Origin of the sequence: Pseudomonas sp. Je.1.5.c, assembly GCF_051129895.1 — a bacterium.
In the GTDB taxonomy this organism is placed as follows: domain Bacteria; phylum Pseudomonadota; class Gammaproteobacteria; order Pseudomonadales; family Pseudomonadaceae; genus Aquipseudomonas; species Aquipseudomonas urmiensis.
In genome coordinates, this window is sequence record NZ_JBCPSP010000002.1 from 304,585 (window position 1) to 328,161 (window position 23,577).

The window sequence follows — 23,577 nt, forward strand, 5'->3', positions numbered from 1 at the left end:
CTTATTGTTCTCCAAAGTTGCCGGGCGAAGGCTCACAGCTCGATCCAGGTGGACTTGAGCTCGGAGTACTTGTCCAGGGCGTGCAGCGAGCGGTCGCGGCCGTTGCCCGATTGCTTGAAACCACCGAACGGCATGCTGATGTCGCCACCGTCGAAGCAATTGACCCACACGCTGCCGGCACGCAGGCCACGGGCCATCTGGTGGGCGCGGGACAGATCGGCGGTCCACAGGCTGGCGGCCAGGCCATAGGGGGTGTCGTTGGCGATGCGCAAGGCCTCGAGATGATCGCGGGCAGTGATCACCGACAGCACCGGGCCGAAGATCTCTTCGCGGGCGATGGTCATGTCATTGCTGACGTTGTCGAAAATGGTTGGCGGGATGTAGTAGCCCTCGGCGCCCAGGCCATGCTTGACCCGCTCGCCGCCAAGGATCAGCTGGGCGCCCTCCTGCACGCCCTTGTCGATGTAGCCCAGTACCCGCTGCAATTGACTGGCATCGACCATCGCGCCCAGCTCGGTGGTTGGGTCCAGCGGGTCGCCAACATTGATTGCCCGGGCCACCTTGAGCACCTCGGCAACGAACTCGGCGCGGATACCCGCCTCGACGATCAGCCGCGACGGCGCCACGCAAACTTCGCCCTGATTGAAGAACATCGATCGCGCTGCGGTGGTCGCGGCTTTTTCCAGGTCGCGGCAGTCATTGAGGATGATGTTCGGCGTCTTGCCGCCACACTCGAGCCAGACGCGCTTCATGTTCGACTGGCCGGAGTACTGCAGAAACAACTTGCCGACTTCGCCGGAGCCGGTGAATACCAGGGTGTCGACATCCATGTGCAGACCGAGGGCCTTGCCGGCGGTGGGACCAAAGCCGGGCAAGACGTTGAACACCCCCGCCGGAATGCCTGCCTCTGCGGCCAGCTGGGCGATGCGCAGGGCCGTCAACGGCGACTGCTCGGCAGGCTTGAGGATCACTGAGTTGCCCATGGCCAGAGCCGGCGCGACCTTCCACATGGCCATCAGCATGGGGAAGTTCCACGGCGTTACCGCCGCCACCACGCCAATCGCTTCGCGGGTCACCAGGCCCAATGCTGCAGGGCCCGAGGGGGCGACTTCGTCGTAGAGCTTGTCGCAGCTTTCGGCGTACCACTGCAGGCAATCGAGCACAGCGTGAACGTCGAAACCTGCGCTTTCGCTGATCGGTTTGCCCATGTCGAGGGTTTCCAGCAGCGCCAGCTCATCCATGTGCTGCTCGAACAGTGCAGCAAAGCGCAGCAGGACTTTCTTGCGTTCCCTGGGGGTGCGCTGCGCCCAGACGCCGCTGTCGAAAGCACGCCGCGCGGCCTTGACGGCAAGGTCGACGTCTGCGGCCTGGCACGAGGCGACTTGGTTGAGCACCCGGCCATCGCGGGGCGAAATGTTGGCGAAGGTTTCGCCACTCTGGGCATCGACAAAGCGGCCGTCGATAAATGCTTGGCCCAGCAGCGTGAGCTGGCTGGCACGTTGCTGGACGCTGGTGAGGTCAACGAAATTGGCAAGGCTCATGATTCACTCCATTCATACATGATGCATCATTAAAAAAGCGACACGGCGCCGTGTGGCAGCATCGCCCTAGAAGCTCACTTCGGTTTTCAGGCCCCAGACCACCACGCTGCGGTCATGCTCGAAGCCGCCGGGGTTGCGTACGTACTGCACATTAGGTCTGAGGGTCAGCGCCGGGCTCAGGCTCAGGCCGTAATACAGCTCAAGTGGGTACTCGACATCGGCGCGCTGCGGTTGCCCACTGGCTTGCTGCACACGCCGGGCCGAACGCGGGTTGACCTCCAGGCGGCCCAAGGCAACGCCAATCTCGTCCTGCGGGCGCTGGGCCAATGGCCCACTGATGAAGGCGCCCACATGCCAAACCCGTTCGATGCTGGAAACATCCCGGTCAGACTGGATGAAGTTGGCGAACAGGGTCAGGCCGCGCGCGGGGTTGCGCGTACTCTGGTAGACGCGCTGTTCGGCCATGGCGTAATAGCCGTTGGCCTGATCGTGCTGCTTGGCTTGCGCGCCAGTCAGGCCGATGGGCTGGCCGTCGACATCGCGGTAGATATCGGCGTAGTCGCCCGTGTTGCGCCACAGCCCGAGCCGATAGCTGCCCGGCAAGCCATTGAAGCTCGGCTTCCAGGCCAGCTCACCTACAGCCAGGTAGCCGCTGGTGCCTGACGGGCTGGCGAAATTCAACCCTTGGCTGTTCTCGGTAAAACGTGGGTTGACCTGATAAATCGCGGTATTGAGCCACCAGTCATCGGCCAACTGCGCAGCCAGGGTGGCGCCCCATTGGCTGACCGGCCAGGTGAACCAGTTGGGGGTGATGTAGCCCGGAACGGCGCCGCAAAAGGTGAGGTTCTGAAACTTGCAGGAAAACGGGAACACATCGCCGCTCATCGGCAGCCGCCCGACTTTGAGCAGCAGGCGTTCATCGAGCAGCGCCTGCTGGTAATACATCTGCACCAAGCGGGTGACGCTGCCGTAGCCGTAGATTTCCTGGGCGGCCAACAACGTACCGGTGTTGGCCTCTTGGGTCAGGCTCTCGCCATTGCGGTTGCTCAGGGTCAGGCGAAACGCCGCGCCCTGCCAGCCCAGCAGGCGCTGTAGGTCGAAGCGCGCATCGGCCATCAGCTGATCGCTGTAAGTGCCCTTGTGCTGCTCGCCGCCCTGGGTGTTGTAGGCCAGCTCGTTGACATAGGTGAACTGCAGGTCCACGCCCTGCTCATGCAGGCGGGTACGCTGGCCTTGCCAGTCGCCGAAGAGAAAGTTGGCCGGTGAATAGCTGTCGGCCTGGGCCAGGGGCAAGGCGCACGCGCCCAGTAGCCCGACCCCGATCAAGGTGGATCTTGCCATTGCGTTGAATTCCCGAAACTGGTTGTTGTGGTTGTTGTTCAGCGGTTCGAGTGTGCAAAGGTGGTGCGTGGTATTGAATGCAGTGGTGCACGCGTCGCGGCGTTAGCCGCGACGCGAAATGTTCAGCCGATCCGATCTAGAGGCACTGCCTGACGATCTCGGCCACCTCCCGCTGATCACGAATCGGTTTCGGGTGGCACGCCAGGTCCTGGTTGAAACTGGTCCAAACCACTTGGGCAAACTCATCGACCTGCTCGGGCTTGAGGCCATAGCTGCCGAAAGTGTCGCGCACGCCCAGGCGAGCGAAGTGAGCGCTGACAATCTCCGGCAACCGAGCGGCACGCTGGCCCTCGGCCAGGGTATGGGTGCTGGGGTCAAGAATTTCGGCCACGCGGGCGAACTTGTCGGCGGCCACCGGCAAGGTCCAGCGGATCACCTGCGCGGTGCTGGCTGCTACCGTGCCGCCATGCGGGGCATCGGTCATCGCCCCCAGTGGCTGGCCGAGCGCGTGCGACACGGTAACCCCAGCGCCAGCGATGGCCATGCCGCCCAAGGTCGAGGCAAAGGCCATGCGCGCCCGCGCCTCCAGATCATCACCCTGTTCGACACAGCGCAGAGCATTGGCCGCGAACAGGCGAATCGCCTCCAGCGCGACCATCTCCACCCAGGGCGTGGCGTGGATGCTGATATAGGCCTCAAGGGCATGGCAGAAGGTATCGACCGCGGTCAGCGCGGTTAGCCGCGGCGGCTTGGAAACCAGAATCTGCGGATCGATCAAGGCCACATCCGGATAGATGTGCGGATTGACGATGGCACACTTGAGGCCCAGCGCTGGGTTGTTGATGACGGCAAACGGCGTTGCCTCGGTGCCGGTGCCGGAAGTCGTCGGCACTACCAGCAACGGCAGGCCGCGTGTCTGCGGACGGGTCACCGGCTCACCGAGGCGCTCGGTGTAGTCCCAGCAACTGCCGCCATGCACGGCGACGAAAGCCACCGCCTTGGCCGAGTCGATCGCACTGCCGCCGCCAATCGCCACCACCACTTGGCAGCCACTGTCACGCACCAACGTCACTGCACGATCGATGGTGGTATGCCGTGGGTTGGGCACAATGTCGTAGAACTCCACTGCGCTGATGCCGCGCTCGGCAAAACTGCCCAGCACCTGGGCGACCAGCTCGCTGCCTTGCAGGAACGGGTCGACCATCAGCAGTACCTTGTTGCCATAGGGGGCTACCTTTTCGCCCATGCGGCGGATCGCCCCGACCTCAAAATCCAGTTTGACCGGCAGGCTTGCCTGAAATGCTTTCATCTACTCACCTCTGCTAATGGCCGATGGCAGATCCCGAGCACCCGATGTGCTCAGGATCGATCCGCCTTTTTTGTAGAATTCGCCCAGGTCGCTGGCGGCGATCAGCGCCGCGCGCATTTCCCAGGCGGTGACTTCGAACGGCTCTACCCGGCTGGTCTGCTGCGGCGATGCGGCGATTTGGACCACTTGCTGCAACTCCTCTTCGCTGAGGTCGGCCAGGCCCAGATCGGCAAAACACACCGGCAGGCCGATCGCCAGGCACAGCCCCAGCAATTGATCCAACTCGCTGGCCGGTGCGCCTTCCAGAAGCAGCATCACCAGGGTGCCGAAGGCGACGTACTCCCCGTGGTAGGCCGTGGCGCGCGCACCCAGCACGCTGAATCCGCAATACACCGCATGGGCAGTAGCCACGCCGTTGCTCTCAAAGCCGATGCCGCTCATCAACGCATTGGCCTCGATCACCCGATTGAGCGCCTTGGTGACGATCTGCCGGGAACAGGCCATGACCGCTTGCACGGCGTCGGCCTGGAGTACCTGGTGGCACAGCTGGGCAATCGCCATCGAGGTGAGGGTGGGTTTGCCGCCGCCCTCGCTCGACTGCAATCCGCCACCGGCCAGGCCGAGGAAGTTGTCGTTGTCACCTTGCACGCAGGTACGCGCTTCGTAATAGGTAGCCAAGGCGTCGCCGATGCCAGCAACCAACAAGCGCACCGGCGCCTGCGCGATCACCCAGGTGTCGACCACCACTACGTCCGGGCTGCGCTCATGAAACAGCACGTCATCGAAACTGCCATCTGGGTGATACAGCACCGACAAGGCGCTGGTCGGGGCGTCGTTGGAGACCACGGTGGGCACGATGCACAGCGGCAGGCGCGCTTGCTGTGCCACTGCCTTGGCGGCGTCGAGCACCTTGCCGCCGCCCACGCCAATCACCCCATCGCAGCCCAGGCTGTGCTGCACCGCAACCAAGCGCTGGACCTCGGCGCGGGTGACTTCGCCATCGAAGACGGCGTAGTGAAGGCTCAGGTCGGGTTGATCGAAGCTGATGGCCAGGGTCTGTTTGAGGCTATCCAGACGGCCCTGGCTGGTGATGATCAGAAAGCGTTGGCCAAACCAGGCGATGTGCCGGTAGAGGCGCTCAAGCTCTTTGTAGCCCTGAATGTAGCGGCCGGGTGCGGCGAAGATCTGGGTCATTCGCACCTCCCGCCACGTTCGAGCGGCAACGCACAACGCACTGCTTGCATGGGTTCATCCTCGCCTTTTCTTAGGCTTTTGTTGTTCTTGCTATCAGGACGCTCACCGGCTGGGGGCCAAGTGAAAACATGATATATCATATTTATTTTTTACGTGCCAAGCGCGATCCTTTGACTTCAAGGCAAAACACTTTTGCTTGAGACGCTATGCTAAACAAAAGATATATGATGCATTAATAGACGTGTATTCCCTGAACCTGTCCGCAAAAGGAAGCAGCCATGCCAATCACCGGCACCACCCGAGTCGTGGTCCACCTGACCTACCCGGCCAAGCATTTGCGCACGCCGTCCTTCTTCAACCCGCTGCTTGAACGCCTGGGCCATGACGGCGTGCTGGTGCCTTGGGAGGTTTCACCCGCCAACCTGGCCTTAGCCTGGCAAGGCCTGCGCGGGATCGAGAACCTCGCCGGGGTGATCGTCACCGTGCCGCACAAGATCGAAGTCGCTCACCTGTGTGATGAACTCCAGGGCACAGCGCAGTTGCTCAAGGTGTGCAACGTCGCCCGCCGTTTAGCCGATGGGCGCTTCACTGGGCGGATGTTCGATGGCGAAGGGTTTGTCCGTGGCCTGAAAAACCAAGGCCACAGCCTGGCCGGCAAACGCGTGCTGCTGCTTGGCGCCGGTGGCGCCGCCACGGGGATAGCCCACGCCCTGCTGGCCGAGCCGTTGGCGCAGTTGGTGATCAGCAATCGCTCCGCGGCCAAGGCCCAGGAGCTGGCGATCCAGCTGCAAGGCCTGGTGCCTGGTCGTCAGGTGGCAGCCGGTGCCGCCGATGGGCGTGGCTTCGATGTGGTGATCAATGCCACCGCCTTGGGGCTGAAGGCCAATGACCCGTTGCCGCTGCCGGTGGAAACGCTCGATCCGGGCACGCTGGTCGGCGAAGTGGTGATGAACCCTGATGTCAGCGCGTTGCTCGAGGCCGCTCAGGTGCGTGGCTGCCAGATTCACAAGGGCGTGCACATGCTCACCGGGCAGGTTGAGTTGTTGGCTGATTTTCTGTTCGGCCACTAATGCCCGGTCGAAACCCGCTGTCTTGCCCCTACACAAAAACCTCTATAACGGAGCACTACATGACCAAGATCGCAATCATCACCGGTGGCGGCTCAGGCATCGGCCTGGCCACTGCCCAGCGCCTGCTCGCCGACGGTTACCAGGTGCATACCCTGGGCCTGGGCGAACCTGAGCAATCGATTGCAGGTATTCACTATCAGGAGCTGGATGTCACCAGCGACGCCGCCGTCAACGATTTCTTCAGCCGTTTCGAACGTATCGATGCGCTGATCAATGCCGCCGGCGTCATCGACCACAGCCGTGAATGGCAACTGGACGGTTTCAGCCGCGTACTCGAGGTCAACCTCACCGCCGTCATGCGCATCAGCAACGCCGCCCTGCCCGCGCTCAAGCTGGCCCGCGGTGCGGTGGTCAATTTCGCCTCGATGTGGGGCATCTTCGGCTCAGCCAAGACTCCGGCCTATGCCTCGAGCAAAGCGGCCATTGCTGAACTCACCCGCTGCCAGGCCGTGGCCTGGGCGGGCGACGGAGTGCGCTCGAATGCCGTGGCACCAGGCTGGATTGTGACCCAGCTATCACGCCGCGCCTACGAAGACCCGAGCCGCTCAGCCAGCATCCTGTCACGCATTCCAATGCAGGCCTGGGGCCAGCCTGAAGACGTGGCCAACGCCATCGCCTTCCTGGTCTCGGCCAACGCTCGCTACATCACCGGCACCACCCTGGCCGTCGACGGTGGTTATTCGATCGCCTGATTCATCACCGGACTGACCTACGGCCGTCACTGCCAGCTGAAGTCGCTTGACGGCCAAAACGCATGATATATGATGCATCACACATGACCGAGATCCTCGCGGGTCTCGCATAACAACAACAAGCAGTCACAAAGAGGTGCCGTATGAATCTGGTATTCGGATCGCCCGGGCGCTACGTGCAAGGCCCTGGTGTACTTGATGAGGCAGGCCAATACCTGGCCCATTGCGGCCGCAGCGCCGTGGTGGTCATCGACAGTTTCGTCATCGGCCTGGTCAAGGAGCGTCTGGACGCCACCTGCGCCCGCGCCGACGTCCAACTGCACTACATCACCTTCGATGGTGAGATCACCGCCCAGGGCATCGCCGCCCTGCGCCAGTCCGCCGCACGGTTTGCCTTCGACATGATCCTGGCAGTCGGTGGCGGCAAGTCGATCGACGCCGGCAAAGCCCTGGCTCACTCCTCTGGCGCCGCCCTGATCAGCATGCCCACCGTGGCCTCCAACGATGCGCCGACCTCGAAGAACTTCGTCGTCTACGACGAGCATCATCAGCTCAGCGAAGTCGGCCACCTGCTGAGCAGCCCACGCTATGTGCTGGTCGATACCCGCCTGATCGCCCAAGCCCCCCGCCCGTTCCTGCTGGCGGGCATCGCCGATGCCCTGACCAAGAAGTTCGAAGCCGAACAGTGCCTTAAGGCTGGCGGCGTCAATATGTTCGGCGCCCGCCCTTCGCTGGCTGGCGTAACCCTGGCCCGCGAGTGCTACCAGGTGCTGCGCGCGCACGCTGAAGACGGCCTGGCGCTGGCTGGCAGCGGCGAAGTCAACGAATCGTTCGAACGCCTGATCGAGGCCGTGCTGCTGATGAGCGGCCTGGGCTTTGAGAGTGGCGGCCTGTCGATCGCCCACGCAATGACTCGCGGCCTGTCGAAGATCCCTGGCGCGCGCGACCAGGTGCACGGCTGGCAGGTTGCCTACGGCCTGCTGGTGCAACTGGTGCTTGAGGACCGCGAAGCGGCGTTCATGGCTGAGCTGCTGGCCTTCTACCGACGCATCGGCCTGCCCTGCAACTTGGTCGATTTGGGCGTCGATGTGCTCGATCAAGCGACCCTGCTGCAGGTTGCCGAGCCGACCCTGCAAGCGCCCCACGCGCGCAATTTCCTGCGCGCCAACGGCCACCCCCTAACCCGTGATGAACTGATCGAGGCCATGCGCGCGCTCGAATCTTTGACCCGCTGAATTTCCCCGGCAACACCCACCCTGCGATGCCTGCATTTGGAGGTAGAGATGGCTACACCCCGTAAAACCCTCGAGGCCTGGAAAGCCAGCGATTTCGTGCCCAGCGCCGAGACCGTCGCCCACCTGCGCGACCGGGCGAAATTCGTCCGTCTGGAAACCATCCGCCTGATCGAGATCGCCAAGACTGGCCACTACACCTCGGTGTTCTCCGCCGCCGAGCTGTTCTCCGCCCTTTACTACGACGTACTGAACTTGCGCCCAGAAGAGCCGAACTGGGCTGGCCGTGACCGCTTCCTGATGGGCAAGGGCCATGCTGCCGTCGGCCAATTTCCGATTCTGGCCGACCTCGGCATCTTCCCCAAGCAATGGCTGGATGACTACACACGCCTGGGTAGCCCTCTGGGCGATCACCCTGATATGCGCAAAGTACCCGGTATCGACTTCTCGTCCGGCTCCATCGGCCATGCCCTGTCCGGCGGCTTGGGCATGTGCCTGGCCCAGCGCTTCACCGGCCATGAATATGACGTATTCGTCATGCTCGGCGACGGCGAAATGCAGGAAGGCCAGGTCTGGGAAGCGGCCATGGGCGCAGCCCATCACAAGGCCAGCCGACTGATCGCGATTGTCGATCGCAACGGCTTCCAGCTCGACGGCAGCGTGGACGATGTCATCGGCGTCGAGCCGCTGGATGAGAAATGGCGCGCCTTCGGCTGGGAGGTGCACGTGATCGACGGCCACGACATCACCGAGGTGACCACCACCCTGCGCAAGGTAAAGGCCGACGAAAACCGCGACAAACCGGTCTGCATCATCGCCAAGACCGTCAAGGGCAAAGGGGTTTCTTACATGGAAACCGAGCCGGGCTGGCACCTGGGTTACCTGGACCCTGAAGACGCCAAACGCGCCATCGCTGAAATCGAAGCCAAGGAGATCTGAACCATGAGCGCCCCCCTGTCCCCCAACTCCTGGCAATACCGTGGCCTGAACGCCATGAACCCAGGGCTTTCCTACCTATCCGATGCCCTGATCGAGTTGACCCGCGAGGGTCATCCGGTGATGGCAGGCTCCGCCGACCTGCAGTATTCCAACGGCCTGAACAAGTTCGCCACGGCGTTCCCGGATCGCTACATCCAGTTCGGCATTTCCGAGCAGAACATGGTCACCGCCGCCGCCGGCCTGGCCACCTGTGGGGTGATGCCGTTCGTGGCGACCTTCGCCTCGTTCCTCGGCCTGCTGTGCTGCGAACAGATCCGCATGGACGTCGCCTACTCGGCGCAGCCGGTGCGCCTGATCGGCCACCACACCGGGATCTCGCTGGGCTTCTACGGCACCTCGCACCACGCCACCGAAGACATCGCGACCATGCGCTCGATCGCCGACCTGGCGGTGGTTTCGCCCTCCGACGGGCCGCAACTGGCCGCAGCGATCAAGGCCTCGGCCAGCTACGACAAACCGGTGTACTTCCGTATCGGTCGTGGCCGCGACCCGATCATCTACGAGAACGGCGCCAGCTTCGAATTCGGCAAGGCCACCGAGCTTGTGCAGGGCGAAGAGCTGACCATCATTGCCTGCGGCATCACCGTGCATCCGGCGTTGGCCGCTGCGCGCAAGCTCAATGCCGAGGGCCGTTCGGTGGGTGTGATCGACATGGCGTCGATCAAGCCGATCGACCGTGAGGCGATCTTGCAGGCCGCCGCGCGCAGCAAGCGGATGATGACGGTCGAGGAGCACAACGTGCTCGGCGGCCTGGGCGCGGCCGTGGCCGAGGTGCTGGCCGACGAAGGTGTCGGGATCAAGCTCAAGCGCCATGGGATCTATGACGAGTACAGCCTGATCGCACCACCGACCCACCTCTACCAGCACTACAAGCTCGACGCCGCTGGCATCGAGGAAGTGGCGCTCGCGCACCTGGCGAGCTGACGTCCGCCGCTGTACGGGCAGCGCCAGCCCTGGCGCTGCCCGCCCCTTTCGCTCGGAGCCAACAATGAACAATATGACCGAGACCCTGCCCGGCAGCGTGGCCCAGGCCACGCCAGGCGCTGTCAACCTGCGCCGCAAATCCTTGCTCGCCACTGGCGTCGGCAACCTGCTGGAGTGGTTCGACTGGACCCTCTACACCGTCGCCTCGGTGTACATCGCCGCCGCCCTGTTCGACAAGAGCAACCCCACCTCCGCGCTACTGGCCACCCTTGCCGTGTTCGCCGCAGGCTTTTTGCTGCGCCCCTTGGGCGGCATCGTCTTCGGCATCCTCGCCGACCGCCTCGGCCGGCGCACCGTGCTGCTCAGCACCATGCTGCTGATGGCCGGCGCCAGCCTGCTGATCGCCTTTATCCCCTCCTATGAAGCCATTGGCAGCTGGGCCTCGGCCTTGCTGCTGGGTGCGCGGCTGATCCAGGGCTTCGCCCATGGCGGCGAGACCACCACCTCCTACGCCTATATCGCCGAAATTGCCCCGCCGAAACGCCGTGGGCTATGGTCGAGCACGGTGTTTTTCGCCGTCGGCAGCGGCTCGTTGCTGGCGACCTTCTACATGGCCCTGCTGACCTCGGTGCTCAGCGTCGAAGAAATGCAGCAATGGGGCTGGCGTATCCCGTTCGCCACAGGAGGTGTGCTGGCCGTGGTCGCCCTGTGGCTACGGCGCAACATGATGGAGAGCGAGCACAGCCCAAGTGCCAGCCACCATTCGCTGCAGGCGCCTTGGAGCCGCGGCCAGGTCGTGCAACATGGCGTGCGCTTGTTCCTCTATGAAGCCGGAGCGACCCTGACCTACTACACCTGGGTGACCTCGGCGTCGATCTACGCCATGACCGTCAAGGGCATGGATCCGCACAGTGCGTTCATGATGAGTTGCGTTGCCCAGGTGATCTACCTGGCCTTCCTGCCGGTGTGTGGCTGGCTGTCGGACCACTGGGGGCGCAAGGTCTGCGCGCTGATCTCGCTGCTGGGCATTGCCGCGACGCTGTTCCCGCTGTGGGGGATGATTTCTAGCGAGCCATGGACACTGATGGTGGCGCAGACAGCCGGGTTGATGCTGGTGGCGTTCATCACCGGCTGCAAGCCGGCATCGATCTCCGAGCAGATTCCGACGCGCTATCGCACGCGGATGTTTGGGGTGTGCATTTCCTTGGGGGTGGCCGTGTTTGGCGGGACCGCCTCATACCTGACCACCTGGTTGTATTCGCAGCAAATCGGCTGGATGTTCAATGTCTACCTGATTGTGGTGGCGGTGATTGCCAGTGGAGTGGTGCTGATGTGGAAGAACAACCACGGGGTGCCGATCGATCAAGTTTAAAGCAACCGTTTGCTCTGTACTTACTGGCCTCTTCGCGGGCAAGCCCACTCCCACAGGGTCCGAGTCGTTCGCAGTATCTGCGTTGAGTGAGTGCTGACTCAACACTGGCCTGAAGTCAACGCGACACCTGTAGGAGCGGGCTTGCCCGCGAAGCATTCACCGCTGTCCTGAAGCCTTACCCACCCAGCGCACTTACCAACAATGCCTGGTTCTGCCACTGCGCGGTGCGCACCATTGCCAGCGCACTCTGTGCGCTGAGCTGACTACGCTGGGCCTCCAGCACATCGAGCAATGGCGCCTCGCCTGCCTGCCAAGACCGGCGAATCTGCTCCAGCGCCGAGCCCGCCTGCTCGGCTGAGCGTGCGAGCAACACCTGACGCTCAGCATTGCGCTGCGCCGCCGCCAACGCCGACTCCACCTGCGCCACTGCCACCAGTACCGTGCGCCGATACGCCAGCAACGCCTCGCGCGCCTCGGCATCCCGCAACGCCACCTGAGCTTTGCGCCGACCGCCATCGAACAACGGCGCACTGGCATTCACCCCTGCCAGCCAGAAGGTCGAACTGGCCAGGTTGGCAGCACTCATGCCGTTGATCAAAGACCCTATTGCCGCCGACAGGCTCAAGCGCGGCATCAGCTCGGCTTTGGCCACGCCCACTCGGGCATAGGCGGCAATTAGCCGGGCCTCCGCCGCTTTCACATCCGGTCGCTGGCGCAGCAGATCGGCCGGGGTACCGGCGTCTTGCACGGCCACTTCGCGCACGCTGACCGGGCTTTGCTGCATCTGCCCATACAACTCGGCACTGGGCATGGCCAGCAGTACCGAAAGCCGATGCACAGCACGCTGCCACTCCAGTTGCAACGCCGGCACCCGCGCCGCAGTGCTATCAGCCTGGGCCCGCGCGCGCAGCACATCAGCTTGCGGGCTGCTGCCGGCTGCATACAACTGCTCACTCAACTGCGAGGTCTCAGCCTGGCTCTGCGCGCTCTGTCGAACGATGGCCAGGCGTTGCTCCAAGCCACGCGCCTGGGCATAGGCCTGGACCACATCGCCCACCAAGGCGACGCGCACCGCGCGCGCCTGCTCCTCGCTGGCAAGCATTTCGGCATCGGCAGCCCGCACACCTTCGCGGATGCGTCCAAACAGGTCGAGTTCCCAACTGGCGCCCACCCCCAGCGACACCGGCTCATCGATCACCGCGTCGCTAAAACCAGTCTGGTAGGCCGAGGTGCGCTGGCGAGCCGCGCTGGCGCCGAGGTCCAGATTCGGGCTACCAGCCGAGGCGCTGACCTGACGCAAGGCGCGCGCCGCATCGATGCGCGCCAAGGCAATCTGCACATCGAGGTTGTCGTCCATAGCGCGCTGCACCAAGCGGTCGAGTAGCGGGTCATGGTAGCCACGCCACCACTGTGTGCTGATCGTCAGCGGCGCCGTGGACGGGGCATTGATGTACTGCGCGGGCGGCGCGGCGCTGTCCGGCGGCAAGCTCGGCGCGGCACAGGCGCCAAGCAGCGCCGCAGTGAAAGCCAGCAGGGGAAAACGAAAACGAGTATTCATGGCTGGATGTCCTGTTCAGCAGCCGCAGGCTGCGCCGAAAGCCGCTGCTCGCCACCGGCCAGGCGGCGAATCAGCACATAGAAGACTGGGGTGAACAGCAGGCCGAACAAGGTCACGCCGATCATCCCGAAGAACACCGCCGAGCCCACCGCCAGACGCATTTCAGAACCGGCGCCTTCAGACAGCACCAGCGGCAGCACACCGAGGATGAACGCCAGCGAGGTCATCAGGATTGGCCGCAAGCGCAAGCGACAGGCCTCGACCACGGCGGTAACGATGGCCTGCCCTTGCTGCTCCAACTGGCGGGCGACTTCGACGATGAGGATGGCGTTCTTCGCTGCCAAGCCCACCAGCACGATGAAGCCGATCTGGGTGAGGATGTTGATATCCAGGCCCATCAGGCGCACGCCACCGGCCGCCGCCAACAGACACATCGGCACGATCAACAGGATGGCCAGGGGCAGGCTCCAGCTGCCGTACTGCGCCGCCAACACCAGATAAACGAACACCACACACAGCGGGAAGACCAAAAGGCCCATGTTGCCAGCGGTGGTCTGCTGGTAGCTGAGGTCGGTCCATTGATAGCTGATACCCGCCGGCAGATGCTCGCCTGCCAACCGTTGCATGGTCTGGATAGCGTAGTCCGAGCCCAGGCCCGGCAAGGTGTCGCCGTTGATCTCAGCAGTCGGGAACAGGTTGTAACGCGGGAAGCGCTCGACGCCGAGGGCTTCGTGCAGTTGGGTTACGCTGGCCAACGGCACCATCTGCCCAGCCTCGTTGCGCACCTTGACCCGCGCCAGGTCCTCAGGGCTGACCCGATACGGCAAGTCAGCCTGGGCAGTGACCCGATAGGTACGCCCGACCAGGTTGAAGTCATTGATGTAGGTCGAGCCAAAGTAGGTCTCGATGGCCTGGTTGATCTGGCTGCTCGGCACCCCCAGCATCTCGGCGCGCTCGCGGTCGAGTTCGACGAACACCTGCGGCGTGCTGGCCGAGAACGGCGAGTACACCCCGGTCATGCCCGGCGTAGCGTTGGCCGCAGCGATCAGCTCAACGGTGGCCTTGGCCAGCGCCTCGCTGCCCAGCCCAGCGCGGTCTTGCAGACGCAGGGAGAACCCGCCGGTGCTGCCCAGCCCTTGTACCGGCGGCGGCGTGGCGACAATCACCGAGGCACCACTGACGGCCTTGAGCCGCTCGCGCAGGTCGACGGCGATCTTGTCTGCAGTCAGCCCGTGCAGCTTGCGCTGGGACCAAGGCTCGAACACCGGCGCCAGGCCCGCCGAATTCGACGAATTGGTCCCGGTGACCATCGAGAAACCGGAGAAGGTCGGCACCCGGTCGACACCCGGCACCTGCAGGGCAATCGCTTCGATCTGTTGAGAAATGGCGTTGGTGCGCTCCAGCGAGGCGCCATCGGGCAGTTGCACGATCACCACCAGGTAGCCTCGGTCCTGCGCCGGGATGAAGCCCTTGGGCGTGCTCACCAGCAGGTAGCCGGTGGCGGCGATCAGTGCCGCGTACAGCGCCAGCATCAACGGCGTCTTCGCCACCAGGCCGCGTACACTGCGGGCATAGCCATCAGACAACCGGGCAAAGCCACGGTTGAACGCCTCGGCAGCGCGCTGCGGCACGCCAAGCACACCACGGCGCAGCGGCGCATGGCCGCCATGGCGACGCAGGATCATCGCTGCCAATGCCGGCGACAGGGTCAGCGAGTTGAACAGCGAGATCGCCGTGGCCACCGCGATGGTCACCCCGAACTGGCGGAAGAACTCACCGGAGATCCCCGGGATGAACGCGGTGGGGATGAACACCGCACACAGCACCAGGGTGATCGCCACCAGCGCGCCGCCGATTTCCTGCATGGTCAGGATAGTCGCCTCACGCGGGCCCTTGCCCTCGGCCAGATGCCGCTCGACGTTCTCCACCACGACGATGGCGTTGTCGACCACGATCCCCACCGCCAGTACCAGGCCGAACAGGGTAAGGTTGTTGATCGAATAGCCAAACATGGCCATGACCGCAAAAGTGCCCACCAGCGATACCGGGATTGCCAGGATCGGGATGATCGATGGCCGCCAGCCTTGGAGGAACAACAGCACCACCAGCACTACCAGGATCACCGCCTCATAGATGGTCTTGCCCAACTCGCCAATGCTGTCGGCGATGAACGCGGTGGGGTTGTAACCGATGCTGTACTCGATGCCTTCAGGGAACTCCTGGCTCAGCTGCGCCATGGTCTGCTCGACCACGTGCATGGTCGCCAGGGCGTTGGCGCCGGGGCGCTGCAACACTTGCAAGCCAATCGCAGGATGGCGCAGGTAGTAGGTGTTGTTGACGTAGGCAAGACCGGCGATTTCAGTGCGGGCAACATCTTTGAGGCGCACCAGACGTCCCGCCTCACCCGACTTGAGCACGATGTTGTCAAAGTCTGCCGGCTCTTTGAGACGACCTTCGAAGATCAAGTTCGGCTGGAACGCCTGGGACGCTACCGGAGGTTGAGCGATCACCCCACCGGCCACCTGAGTGTTTTGTGCGCGTACCGCCGCAATGATGTCACCTGGGGTCAGGTTGAACGCAGCGACCCGCTCCGGATCCAGCCAGATGCGCATCGAATATTCGCGGGCGCCCAGCGGGTTGATGTCCCCTACCCCATCGATACGCTTGAGCGTGTCGGCCACTGTACGAATGGCGAAGTTCGACACGTACAGCTGATCGTGGGTGCCCTTGGGGGAAGAGATGAAGATGGTCGACAGCTGGGTCGGCGACGACTTGCGCACCGAAACGCCGCTGCGCTGCACCGGTTCTGGAAGCCGTGGCGTGGCCAGGGCAACGCGGTTTTGCACCAGCACCTGGGCCTTGTCGACATCGGTGCCGCTCTTGAAGGTCACGGTCAGGTTGAGGCTGCCATCGGAGGTCGCCTGGCTGTACATGTAGAGCATGTCCTCGACACCGTTGACCTCCTGCTCCAACGGGATCGCCAGGGTCTGGGCCACGGTCTGCGCCGAGGCGCCCGGATAGGTCGCCTGGACCACCACCGTCGGCGGTGCGATGTCGGGGTACTCGGAGGTCGGCAACACCAGGTAAGCCAAGCCACCCACGATCAGCATCACCACCGAAAGGACGATGGCCAGCACCGGCTGGTCGATCGACGTGCGTCCCAGGTTCATAGCGGCGCCTCCCCCGTTGGGTTGGCACTGGCCACCCGGCTCAGGCTGCGCGGCTCGCCAACGGCGCTGTCACCTGCGCGTACCCGCTGCAGGCCATCGACGATGACCCGCTCCTGCGCCTGCAAACCGCTGACCACTTCGCGCAAGCCGTCATGCAGCTTGCCCAGCTGCACCGGGCGCAGCTCGACCCGGTTCTGCGCATTGAGCACGTGCAGCACCTTGCGCGTGGCATCCACGCCGACTGCAGTGTCCGGCACCAGCAACGCCTCATAGGCAGGGCGTGCGGAAAACTGCACGCGGCCGAACTGGCCCGGGCTCAAGGCCAGCTCGGGATTGCTCACCCGCGCCCGCTGACGCAGGGTGCCGGTGGAAGGGTCGAGGCGGTTGTCGATGAAGTCCATGCGCCCGCTCAGCGAGGGCTGGGCCTCATCCGGCAAGGCGATACGTACCTGGCTGCCGGTGAGGTTGCCGGAGGACTGGCGGCGGTACTTGAGGTAGCTCTGCTCGTCGATGTCGAAATAGATATCGATCGGGTCGAGCGAGACGATGGTGGTCAGCAAGGTCGCGCCACTGCTGCCGCCATTGACCAGGTTGCCTTCGCTGATCAGCTTGCGGCTGATGCGCCCGCTCATGGGCGCAGTGATGCGCGTGAACTCCAGCTCCAGGCGCGCATTGGCCAACACCCCTTCGGCGCTGAGCAGTTCGGCCTTGGCCGCGTCGCGCGCTTGCAGGCGTTGGTCGTAAAGGCTCTGGGCGATGGTCTTGGAATTGATCAGCAGCCTGGCCCGGGCATACTCCTGCTCGGCCAGCGACAACCGCGAACGGGCCTGGGCCAGTTGGCCCTGCGCTTGGGTGACGGCAGCCTGAAAGCTGCGCGAGTCGATGACGAACAGCAGGTCGCCCTTCTTGACGATCGCGCCATCGGTAAAGGCTACCTTTTCCAGGTAGCCACTGACCCGCGAGCGCACCTCGACCGAATCGGTGGCTTCGAAGCGGCCGGTGAAGCTGTCCCAGTCACTGACGGTGGATTTCAAGGGCTGGCTGATCACTACGCTTGGCAGGGCCGGTGCGCTGTGCTCGGCCTGCGGGCCGCAGCCGACCAGCACGGCGGCCAGGGTCAAGGCGAAAGTTGCGGCTGCGCCACTGGAGAGTTTCATGTGGATGGATTCCATGCAGAACAGCGTCAGTTTTTCAGGGCGCGGGCGCTGAGCGTTTGCGTGCGCTCGACGAACGCTGACGACTCTTCGGCCTGGACAGCCAGGGCCGACGACAGGTTGGCCAGGGTGGCGAGCAGGAGCAGGGCGTGCTTGATGACGGTCATGGAAGATGCCTCGGTGAGCGGAAAGTGAGGCGGATTCTTGGCAAATGGCTGCCGGAGAAAAATAGCGGCGCGCAGAAATCAATTTTGTGCGCCGAGCACGAATGGCTCGCGCAACTGCATAAGCGACACCGCGCGCCCACTCGTGCCGTGGCGGCAAAAGTGATTGTCCTCACGGCGGCTGTTTCCCTGCTGCGCTGCTACCGAGAATCACCCCATCGACTTTCCCCGGAGACCGCCATGCGCAACGACCCGCTGTTCCAACCCCTGCCACTGGGTGGCCTGCAGTTGCCCAACCGCATTCTTATGCCGCCGATGACCCGCTCACGCGCCGCGCAACCGGGTGACGTGCCCACGGCGCTGATGGCCGAGTACTACGCCCAGCGCGCCAGCGCCGGTTTGATCGTCAGCGAAGGCACCTGGATCTCGCCATTGGGCAAGGGCTATGCGCGCACGCCAGGCATCTACAGCCAGCAGCAGATCGACGGCTGGCGGCTGGTTACCGAAGCAGTGCATGGCGCAGGCGGGCGGATCTTTGCCCAGCTGTGGCATGTCGGTCGCTTGAGCCACAGCAGCTTGCTCGGCGGCCAGGCGCCAGTGTCGTCCTCGGCGGTGCAGGCGGTCGGGGTCAATGTGTTCATCGACAACCCCGATGGCAGCCCAGGCTTTGTCCAGGCATCGCAGCCGCGAGCACTGGCTGAAGAGGAGATCGGGCAAATTGTCGAGCAGTATCGCCAGGCCGCGCGCAATGCCATGGCAGCTGGCTTCGATGGCGTCGAGCTGCATGCCGCCAATGGCTACCTGGTCAACCAGTTCCTCGACTCTGAGGCCAACAACCGCACCGATGGCTACGGCGGTTCGCTGGAAAACCGCCTGCGCTTTCTCGATCAAGTGACCCGCGCGTTGGTCGATGGCACTGGCGAGCGCAGCCGGGTCGGCGTACGCCTGGCGCCGCTGACGACCCTCAATGGCTGTATCGATGCAGATCCGGTCACCACGTACACCGCTGCCGCCAAGCGGCTGGGCGAGATCGGTATTGGTTACCTACATATCGCCGAAGCTGATTGGGATGATGCGCCAGACATGCCAGTGTCCTTTAAGCAACAACTGCGCGAGGTGTTCCCAGGGGTGATGGTGTATGCCGGCAAATACACTGGCGAGCGTGCGCGTGAGGCGCTGCAAGCGGGCTGGGCTGACTTGATCGGTTTTGGCCGGCCGTTCGTGGCCAACCCCGACCTGCCCGAGCGCCTGCGCCAGCATGCGCCGCTGGCCGAGCATGAACGCGCCACCCTGTTTGGGGGTGATGCCCAAGGGCTGACTGATTACCCAACGTTGCAGACAGCCTGATAGTGACTCGGGACAGATCCGCCCTCTTCGCGGGCAAGCCCGCTCCCACAGGTGGGTGCAGTACCTGTGGGAGCGGGCTTGCCCGCGAAGAGGCCAGCACTACCCAACACAACCACACGCCCTAAACCCGAGGACTCCCTCATGTCCAACACCTACCAAGCCTGGGGCTGGACCCCAGGCGCTGGCCTCGATGGCCTGCAACTGATCAGCAAACCCTTGGCGCAACCTGGCCCCGGCGAAGTGCTGGTGGCCAACCGCGCCATCGGCCTCAACCCGGTGGACTGGAAGATCTGCGAATGGGGCCACCCCGACTGGCACCAGGGCACCGTGCCCGGGGTTGACGGGGTTGGCGTCGTCGCAGCCGTCGGCGCTGGCGTAGACATCCCGCGCGGCACCCGCGTCGCCTATCACCAGTCGCTCTCACGCGATGGCAGCTTCGCCGAGTACTGCCTGGTCGACGCCTACTTGCTCATGCAATTGCCAGCCACTATTGATGACAGCGTCGCTGCCGCCGTACCCTGCCCCGCCATCACTGCCTGGCAGGCGCTGGGCAAAGTCCCCCAAGGCGCTGCAACCGATGTGCTGGTGATCGGCGCCGGTGGCGCGGTGGGTTTCTACCTCGCGCAACTGGCCGTACAACGCGGCTTGCGCGTATGGGCCACGGCTGGCCCGCAGCACCATGCAGCGCTCAAGGCCCTAGGGGTGATCGATGTGTTCGACTACCACAACGCTCAGTGGCAGGCACAGTTGCAAAGCGCCTTGGGCGAGCGCCCTCTGCATGCGCTGTTCGACACCGTCAGCGGCGCCCACGCTGCCAGCCTCGCCCCTCTGCTCGGCTACAACGGCCACTTGGTATGCATTCAGGACCGCCAGGAAACCGCGCCACTGCCCGCCTTCAGCAGCGCGATTTCACTGCATGAAGTCGCCCTGAACAGCATTCACGCCTACGGCCGCCTACTCGATCATCAGGCACTGCGGGCCGCAGCGCAGCAGTTGCTGCAACACGTCGCCGACGGCCAACTGCTCACCCCGCAACGCCGGCTGTTCGACTTCGCTGAGCTGCCCCAGGCTCTGCGCCAGCTCAAAGAGGGCAATAGCGTGGGCAAATGGGTGGCGCAGTTGAGCCGGCCTGCAAGCAGGTAAGGCCTAGCTGCACACCTGGCATTTTTGCCAGTAGACCTGATCCACTGTCCATTGCAGGCTAGGTGATGCCCCCGGCTATGGAGCGCATCACCTGATGGACAAGGACACGCTGTTCTGCAGAACCACCGATGGCCAGCATTCGTTGCCTCACGCTGCCAGCCTGCTCGGCTGGCAGCTGATCTTGTATCACAAGGTCAAGCGCCAGGCCGAGGTGCTGTTCACGGCTACGTCATCCCTGACCAACGAACAGGGCTTTATCCACGCCGGTATGCTCTCGGCGATGATCGAGGAATGCATGGGGCCGGCAGTCTTCGCCATGCTCGCCAGTAACCAAGTGGCCCGCTGTACTGGGCTGGATATCCAACTGCGGGTGCCTGTCACTCCTGGGCGCTTCGTCGGCGTCGGTACCCAATACATGTCCAGAGGACATAGGCGTTATGCCAGAGGTGAGCTCTGGGATGAGCAAGGCACGCTGGTCGTCAAAGGAACTGCAATATACGAAGTCATCCGGCAACCCTTGCGCGAAAGCGCTAACTAAATTTGGATCCCATCCTGTGCCAAGGTATGCTGCGCAGCAATAGCCAATTGCCACTAGCTAGGCGAGCCACCCGCTGCGCCAAGGATCCGTGTTTTGCCCAGCAATCCCACTCGCCACACCATCGCCCGTCAGTGGCAGTTGCTCAAGCTGCTGCCCGACCATCATCCGGGCTTGAGCTCCACCCAATTGCAACAGGCGTTGGCCAAGATAGGTCACTCGACCAGCAAGCGCACGGTGGAACGTGATCTGAATGAGCTGGCCGGGTTGTTCCCCTTGCACTGCAACAGCAAGGGCATGCCCTACGGTTGGTACTGGCAACCGGGCTTGAGCCTGGGCGAGGCGCAGCTGCTGCAACCGAACGATATCGACCGACCACAGCAGGTGGCGTTACGCGCCTGGGTCAACCCGGCACTGGCCCAGCGCCTGCAACAACAGCCGCTTTCTGCGGATATGCGCCTGGACTATCAGGAAGACGGCAGCGCTCACCTTGAGGCTACCGTCGAAGACAATCGCCCCTTGCTGGGCTGGCTGCTGGCCCACGCCGGGGCGATTCAGCTGCACGCGCCCGCGCAGCTACGCACGGCAATGCTTGCGCAACTGCGCCAGAGCCTGGCGCTGCACGACGGCGAGTGAGTTATCTGGACGCGCTCGAGGCGCTGCGCTCTCGGCGCAGGCAGGTGTAGCCCAGGCCAAGCACTGTCAGGGTCAGTACCACCAGCAGTGCTATTAGCAGCTGGCTGTACTTGGCCACCGTTGCGGGCAAGCCTATGTATTCGCGGTAGGTGCTGATCTGTGCCAGCCCATCGGCATGGCGGATGCTCAGGCCACCCTGGCGAATCTGCGAGTAATCGGAATCAAAATAGATCCACACCTTGCACGCCGCACGCCCGGCGATGCTCGGAATGTCGATGATATTGGTCGCCGCCTGGGGAATCGCATCGTTGCCGGCATCGTCACGCACCTGCACCAGGCCTTTGGCCGGCAGGCGGATCTGCACGTCCTTGAGTGCCCTATCGCTGGTATTTTCCAGCTCGATCTGCAAGCCGGTGCGATGGTCGACCAGCCCTGCTTCGAACGGCTTGGCGAACAGCTGCAGGTAGGGTTCCTGGGCGACGTCGACCAGTTTGTCGAGCTGCTGGTGGCCGAGCAGGCCTTTGCTGATATCGCTCATCTGCTCATGCAGGCGCTCGTACTTGAGCAAGTCATTGGCCTTGCTGATGCGCTCGTTGAACTGGCTCGGGTAGGTCAGGTAGGCGTAGGTCAGGCGTGCCTGCAGGGTTGGTTCTTCCTTGAAGGCGGTATACAGCCCTGCTGCGCAGGCGCCGACGACCAACAGGCCCACGAGGGACTTCCCGACTTTTTCCCAACTCACCTTGGCGGTTCCTTATTGTTCGCAGTGTGGGTGATGCAAAAGCGCCGGCAAAGCCTGCCACCGATCGGCCTGTGGGGCAATTGTGAATTGAAGCCGCGCAACGCCGATGAGTGAAATTTTTGGGGCTGCTTTGCAGCCCCAGCCTCTACACCTCAAGCAAACCGCTGAACCTGCGCTGGCGTGCGGCGCATCAATACCTTGCCAGCACGCACCGACACCAACGCATGCCCTTGGCTGCGAACCATCTCGTAATCATCCGGCGCCGACAACAACAGCAGATTCGCCGGCCGCCCCACCTCGATGCCATAGCGCTCACCCAGGTTGAGGGTGCGGGCACTGTTATCGGTAATCAGGTCCAGCCCACGCTGCAAATCTTCATAACCGAGCATGTGGCAGATGTGCAGCCCCGCCTCAAGAATGCGCAAGATGTTGCCATTGCCCAGCGGATACCACGGGTCGACGATCGAGTCCTGGCCAAAGCACACATTCATCCCCGCCCGGTCGATTTCGGCCACCCGGGTCAGGCCACGGCGCTTGGGATAGGTATCGAAACGCCCCTGCAGGTGGATGCTCTCGGTCGGACAGGAAACAAAGTTGATCCCACTCATCTTCAACAGACGGAACAGCTTGGAGCAGTAGGCATTGTCGTAGGAGCCCATGGCCGTGGTATGGCTGGCAGTGACCCGCGCGCCCATGCCACGCACCCGCGCTTCCTCGGCCAATACTTCGAGAAAGCGCGACTGCGGGTCATCGGTCTCGTCGCAGTGCACATCCACCAGGCAGCCGCTGCGCTCGGCCAGGTCCATCAGAAACTTGATCGACGACACGCCCTGGTCACGGGTGTTCTCAAAGTGCGGAATACCACCGACCACATCGGCACCCATCGCCACCGCCTCGCTCATCAGCGCCCGGCCATTGGCGTACGACTCGATGCCCTCCTGCGGGAAAGCCACGATCTGCAGATCGATCAGGTGACGAACTTCTTCGCGCACCTCGATCATCGCCTTAAGCGCCGTCAGCTTGGGGTCAGTCACGTCGACGTGGGTACGCACATGCTGGATGCCGTGATCGACCAGCATGCCGATGGTCTTGGTGGCGCGGGTCTTGGTGTCTTCGTGGGTATTGAGTTCTTTGCGCTCGGCCCAGCGCTCGATGCCCTCGAACAACGTACCGCTCATGTTCCAATTCGGCTCGCCGGCGGTGAGCGTGGCGTCGAGGTGGATATGCGGCTCGATGAACGGCGCTACCACCAGGTTCTGCTGGGCGTCCAGGTCATCGGCATTGCTCAGCGCCAGCGCCGCGTTTTGCGGCTCGATGGCGGCGATGCGCTCGCCGTTGAGTTCGATCCGAAACAGGCCGGGTTTGCCACGCAGGCGTGCGTTGATGATGTTCATGGG

General features: G+C 63.5%; 20 protein-coding genes. 10 read left to right on the forward strand and 10 right to left on the reverse strand.

What is annotated here, in order from left to right:
- Positions 1-32: 32 nt before the first annotated feature.
- The 4 genes from AAZU54_RS03310 to AAZU54_RS03325 form a co-directional block, all read right to left on the reverse strand.
- A complete protein-coding gene (locus AAZU54_RS03310; RefSeq protein WP_434726519.1) occupies positions 33-1,541 on the reverse strand; it encodes an aldehyde dehydrogenase in 1,509 nt (502 codons plus the stop codon).
- Between the two features lie 66 nt (positions 1,542-1,607).
- Entirely contained in the window at positions 1,608-2,882 is a 1,275-nt protein-coding gene (locus AAZU54_RS03315) for a carbohydrate porin (protein WP_434726520.1), read from the reverse strand.
- Between the two features lie 136 nt (positions 2,883-3,018).
- The gene (locus tag AAZU54_RS03320) at positions 3,019-4,191 is read right to left on the reverse strand and encodes an iron-containing alcohol dehydrogenase (protein ID WP_434726521.1); all 1,173 of its coding nucleotides are present in this window, start codon (positions 4,189-4,191) and stop codon (positions 3,019-3,021) included.
- Entirely contained in the window at positions 4,192-5,385 is a 1,194-nt protein-coding gene (locus AAZU54_RS03325; protein ID WP_434726522.1) for a glycerol dehydrogenase, read from the reverse strand.
- A gap of 278 nt (positions 5,386-5,663) precedes the next feature.
- On the opposite strand from AAZU54_RS03325, the gene AAZU54_RS03330 reads away from it, so the two are divergent.
- The 6 genes from AAZU54_RS03330 (at position 5,664) to AAZU54_RS03355 (ending at position 11,734) form a co-directional block, all read left to right on the forward strand.
- Positions 5,664-6,455 (forward strand): shikimate dehydrogenase family protein, encoded by a 792-nt coding sequence (locus tag AAZU54_RS03330; RefSeq protein ID WP_434726523.1) that lies wholly within the window; start codon positions 5,664-5,666, stop codon positions 6,453-6,455.
- 59 nt (positions 6,456-6,514) lie between these two features.
- A complete protein-coding gene (locus AAZU54_RS03335) occupies positions 6,515-7,207 on the forward strand; it encodes an SDR family NAD(P)-dependent oxidoreductase (RefSeq protein ID WP_404689616.1) in 693 nt (230 codons plus the stop codon).
- Between the two features lie 143 nt (positions 7,208-7,350).
- Positions 7,351-8,442, forward strand: a complete 1,092-nt coding sequence (locus AAZU54_RS03340; protein WP_434726524.1) for a glycerol dehydrogenase — start codon at positions 7,351-7,353, stop codon at positions 8,440-8,442.
- A 48-nt stretch (positions 8,443-8,490) separates the two neighbouring features.
- Entirely contained in the window at positions 8,491-9,378 is an 888-nt protein-coding gene (locus tag AAZU54_RS03345; protein ID WP_404689614.1) for a transketolase, read from the forward strand.
- A 3-nt stretch (positions 9,379-9,381) separates the two neighbouring features.
- Complete coding sequence (locus AAZU54_RS03350; protein WP_404689613.1) at positions 9,382-10,362, forward strand: transketolase family protein; 981 nt, start codon at positions 9,382-9,384, stop codon at positions 10,360-10,362.
- Positions 10,363-10,426: 64 nt separating this feature from the next.
- Entirely contained in the window at positions 10,427-11,734 is a 1,308-nt protein-coding gene (locus AAZU54_RS03355) for an MFS transporter (RefSeq protein WP_434726525.1), read from the forward strand.
- Between the two features lie 175 nt (positions 11,735-11,909).
- Here AAZU54_RS03355 and AAZU54_RS03360 read toward each other — a convergent pair whose 3' ends face one another.
- From AAZU54_RS03360 to AAZU54_RS03375, 4 genes are read right to left on the reverse strand one after another with little or no spacing between them, the layout of a single operon-like run.
- On the reverse strand, positions 11,910-13,292 hold the full coding sequence (locus tag AAZU54_RS03360) for an efflux transporter outer membrane subunit (protein WP_434726526.1): 1,383 nt from the start codon (positions 13,290-13,292) through the stop codon (positions 11,910-11,912).
- Positions 13,289-16,462 carry an efflux RND transporter permease subunit gene (locus AAZU54_RS03365; protein ID WP_434726527.1) on the reverse strand — a complete coding sequence of 1,058 codons (3,174 nt, stop codon included), beginning with the start codon at positions 16,460-16,462 and terminating at the stop codon, positions 13,289-13,291. The genes AAZU54_RS03360 and AAZU54_RS03365 overlap by 4 nt, the downstream gene beginning before the upstream one ends.
- On the reverse strand, positions 16,459-17,619 hold the full coding sequence (locus AAZU54_RS03370) for an efflux RND transporter periplasmic adaptor subunit (RefSeq protein WP_434726528.1): 1,161 nt from the start codon (positions 17,617-17,619) through the stop codon (positions 16,459-16,461). Before AAZU54_RS03370 ends, AAZU54_RS03365 begins: the two co-directional genes overlap by 4 nt.
- Positions 17,620-17,645: 26 nt before the next feature.
- Complete coding sequence (locus tag AAZU54_RS03375; protein WP_434726529.1) at positions 17,646-17,783, reverse strand: hypothetical protein; 138 nt, start codon at positions 17,781-17,783, stop codon at positions 17,646-17,648.
- Between the two features lie 237 nt (positions 17,784-18,020).
- On the opposite strand from AAZU54_RS03375, the gene AAZU54_RS03380 reads away from it, so the two are divergent.
- The 4 genes from AAZU54_RS03380 to AAZU54_RS03395 all read left to right on the forward strand — a co-directional run bounded on the left by AAZU54_RS03380 (position 18,021) and on the right by AAZU54_RS03395 (position 21,441).
- Positions 18,021-19,127, forward strand: a complete 1,107-nt coding sequence (locus AAZU54_RS03380; protein WP_434726530.1) for an alkene reductase — start codon at positions 18,021-18,023, stop codon at positions 19,125-19,127.
- 141 nt (positions 19,128-19,268) lie between these two features.
- Positions 19,269-20,270 carry a zinc-binding dehydrogenase gene (locus AAZU54_RS03385; protein WP_434726531.1) on the forward strand — a complete coding sequence of 334 codons (1,002 nt, stop codon included), beginning with the start codon at positions 19,269-19,271 and terminating at the stop codon, positions 20,268-20,270.
- A gap of 94 nt (positions 20,271-20,364) precedes the next feature.
- Positions 20,365-20,808, forward strand: coding sequence for a PaaI family thioesterase (locus AAZU54_RS03390; RefSeq protein ID WP_434726532.1), 444 nt, complete (start codon positions 20,365-20,367; stop codon positions 20,806-20,808).
- A 93-nt stretch (positions 20,809-20,901) separates the two neighbouring features.
- Positions 20,902-21,441: a WYL domain-containing protein gene (locus tag AAZU54_RS03395; RefSeq protein WP_186553594.1), complete on the forward strand. Its 540-nt coding sequence runs from the start codon at positions 20,902-20,904 to the stop codon at positions 21,439-21,441.
- A 1-nt stretch (position 21,442) separates the two neighbouring features.
- Here the strand turns inward: AAZU54_RS03395 and AAZU54_RS03400 are convergent, their stop codons facing one another.
- Complete coding sequence (locus AAZU54_RS03400; RefSeq protein ID WP_434726533.1) at positions 21,443-22,180, reverse strand: hypothetical protein; 738 nt, start codon at positions 22,178-22,180, stop codon at positions 21,443-21,445.
- Between the two features lie 152 nt (positions 22,181-22,332).
- The gene (gene codA, locus AAZU54_RS03405; RefSeq protein ID WP_186553596.1) at positions 22,333-23,574 is read right to left on the reverse strand and encodes a cytosine deaminase; all 1,242 of its coding nucleotides are present in this window, start codon (positions 23,572-23,574) and stop codon (positions 22,333-22,335) included.
- Between the last annotated feature and the right edge of the window lie 3 nt (positions 23,575-23,577).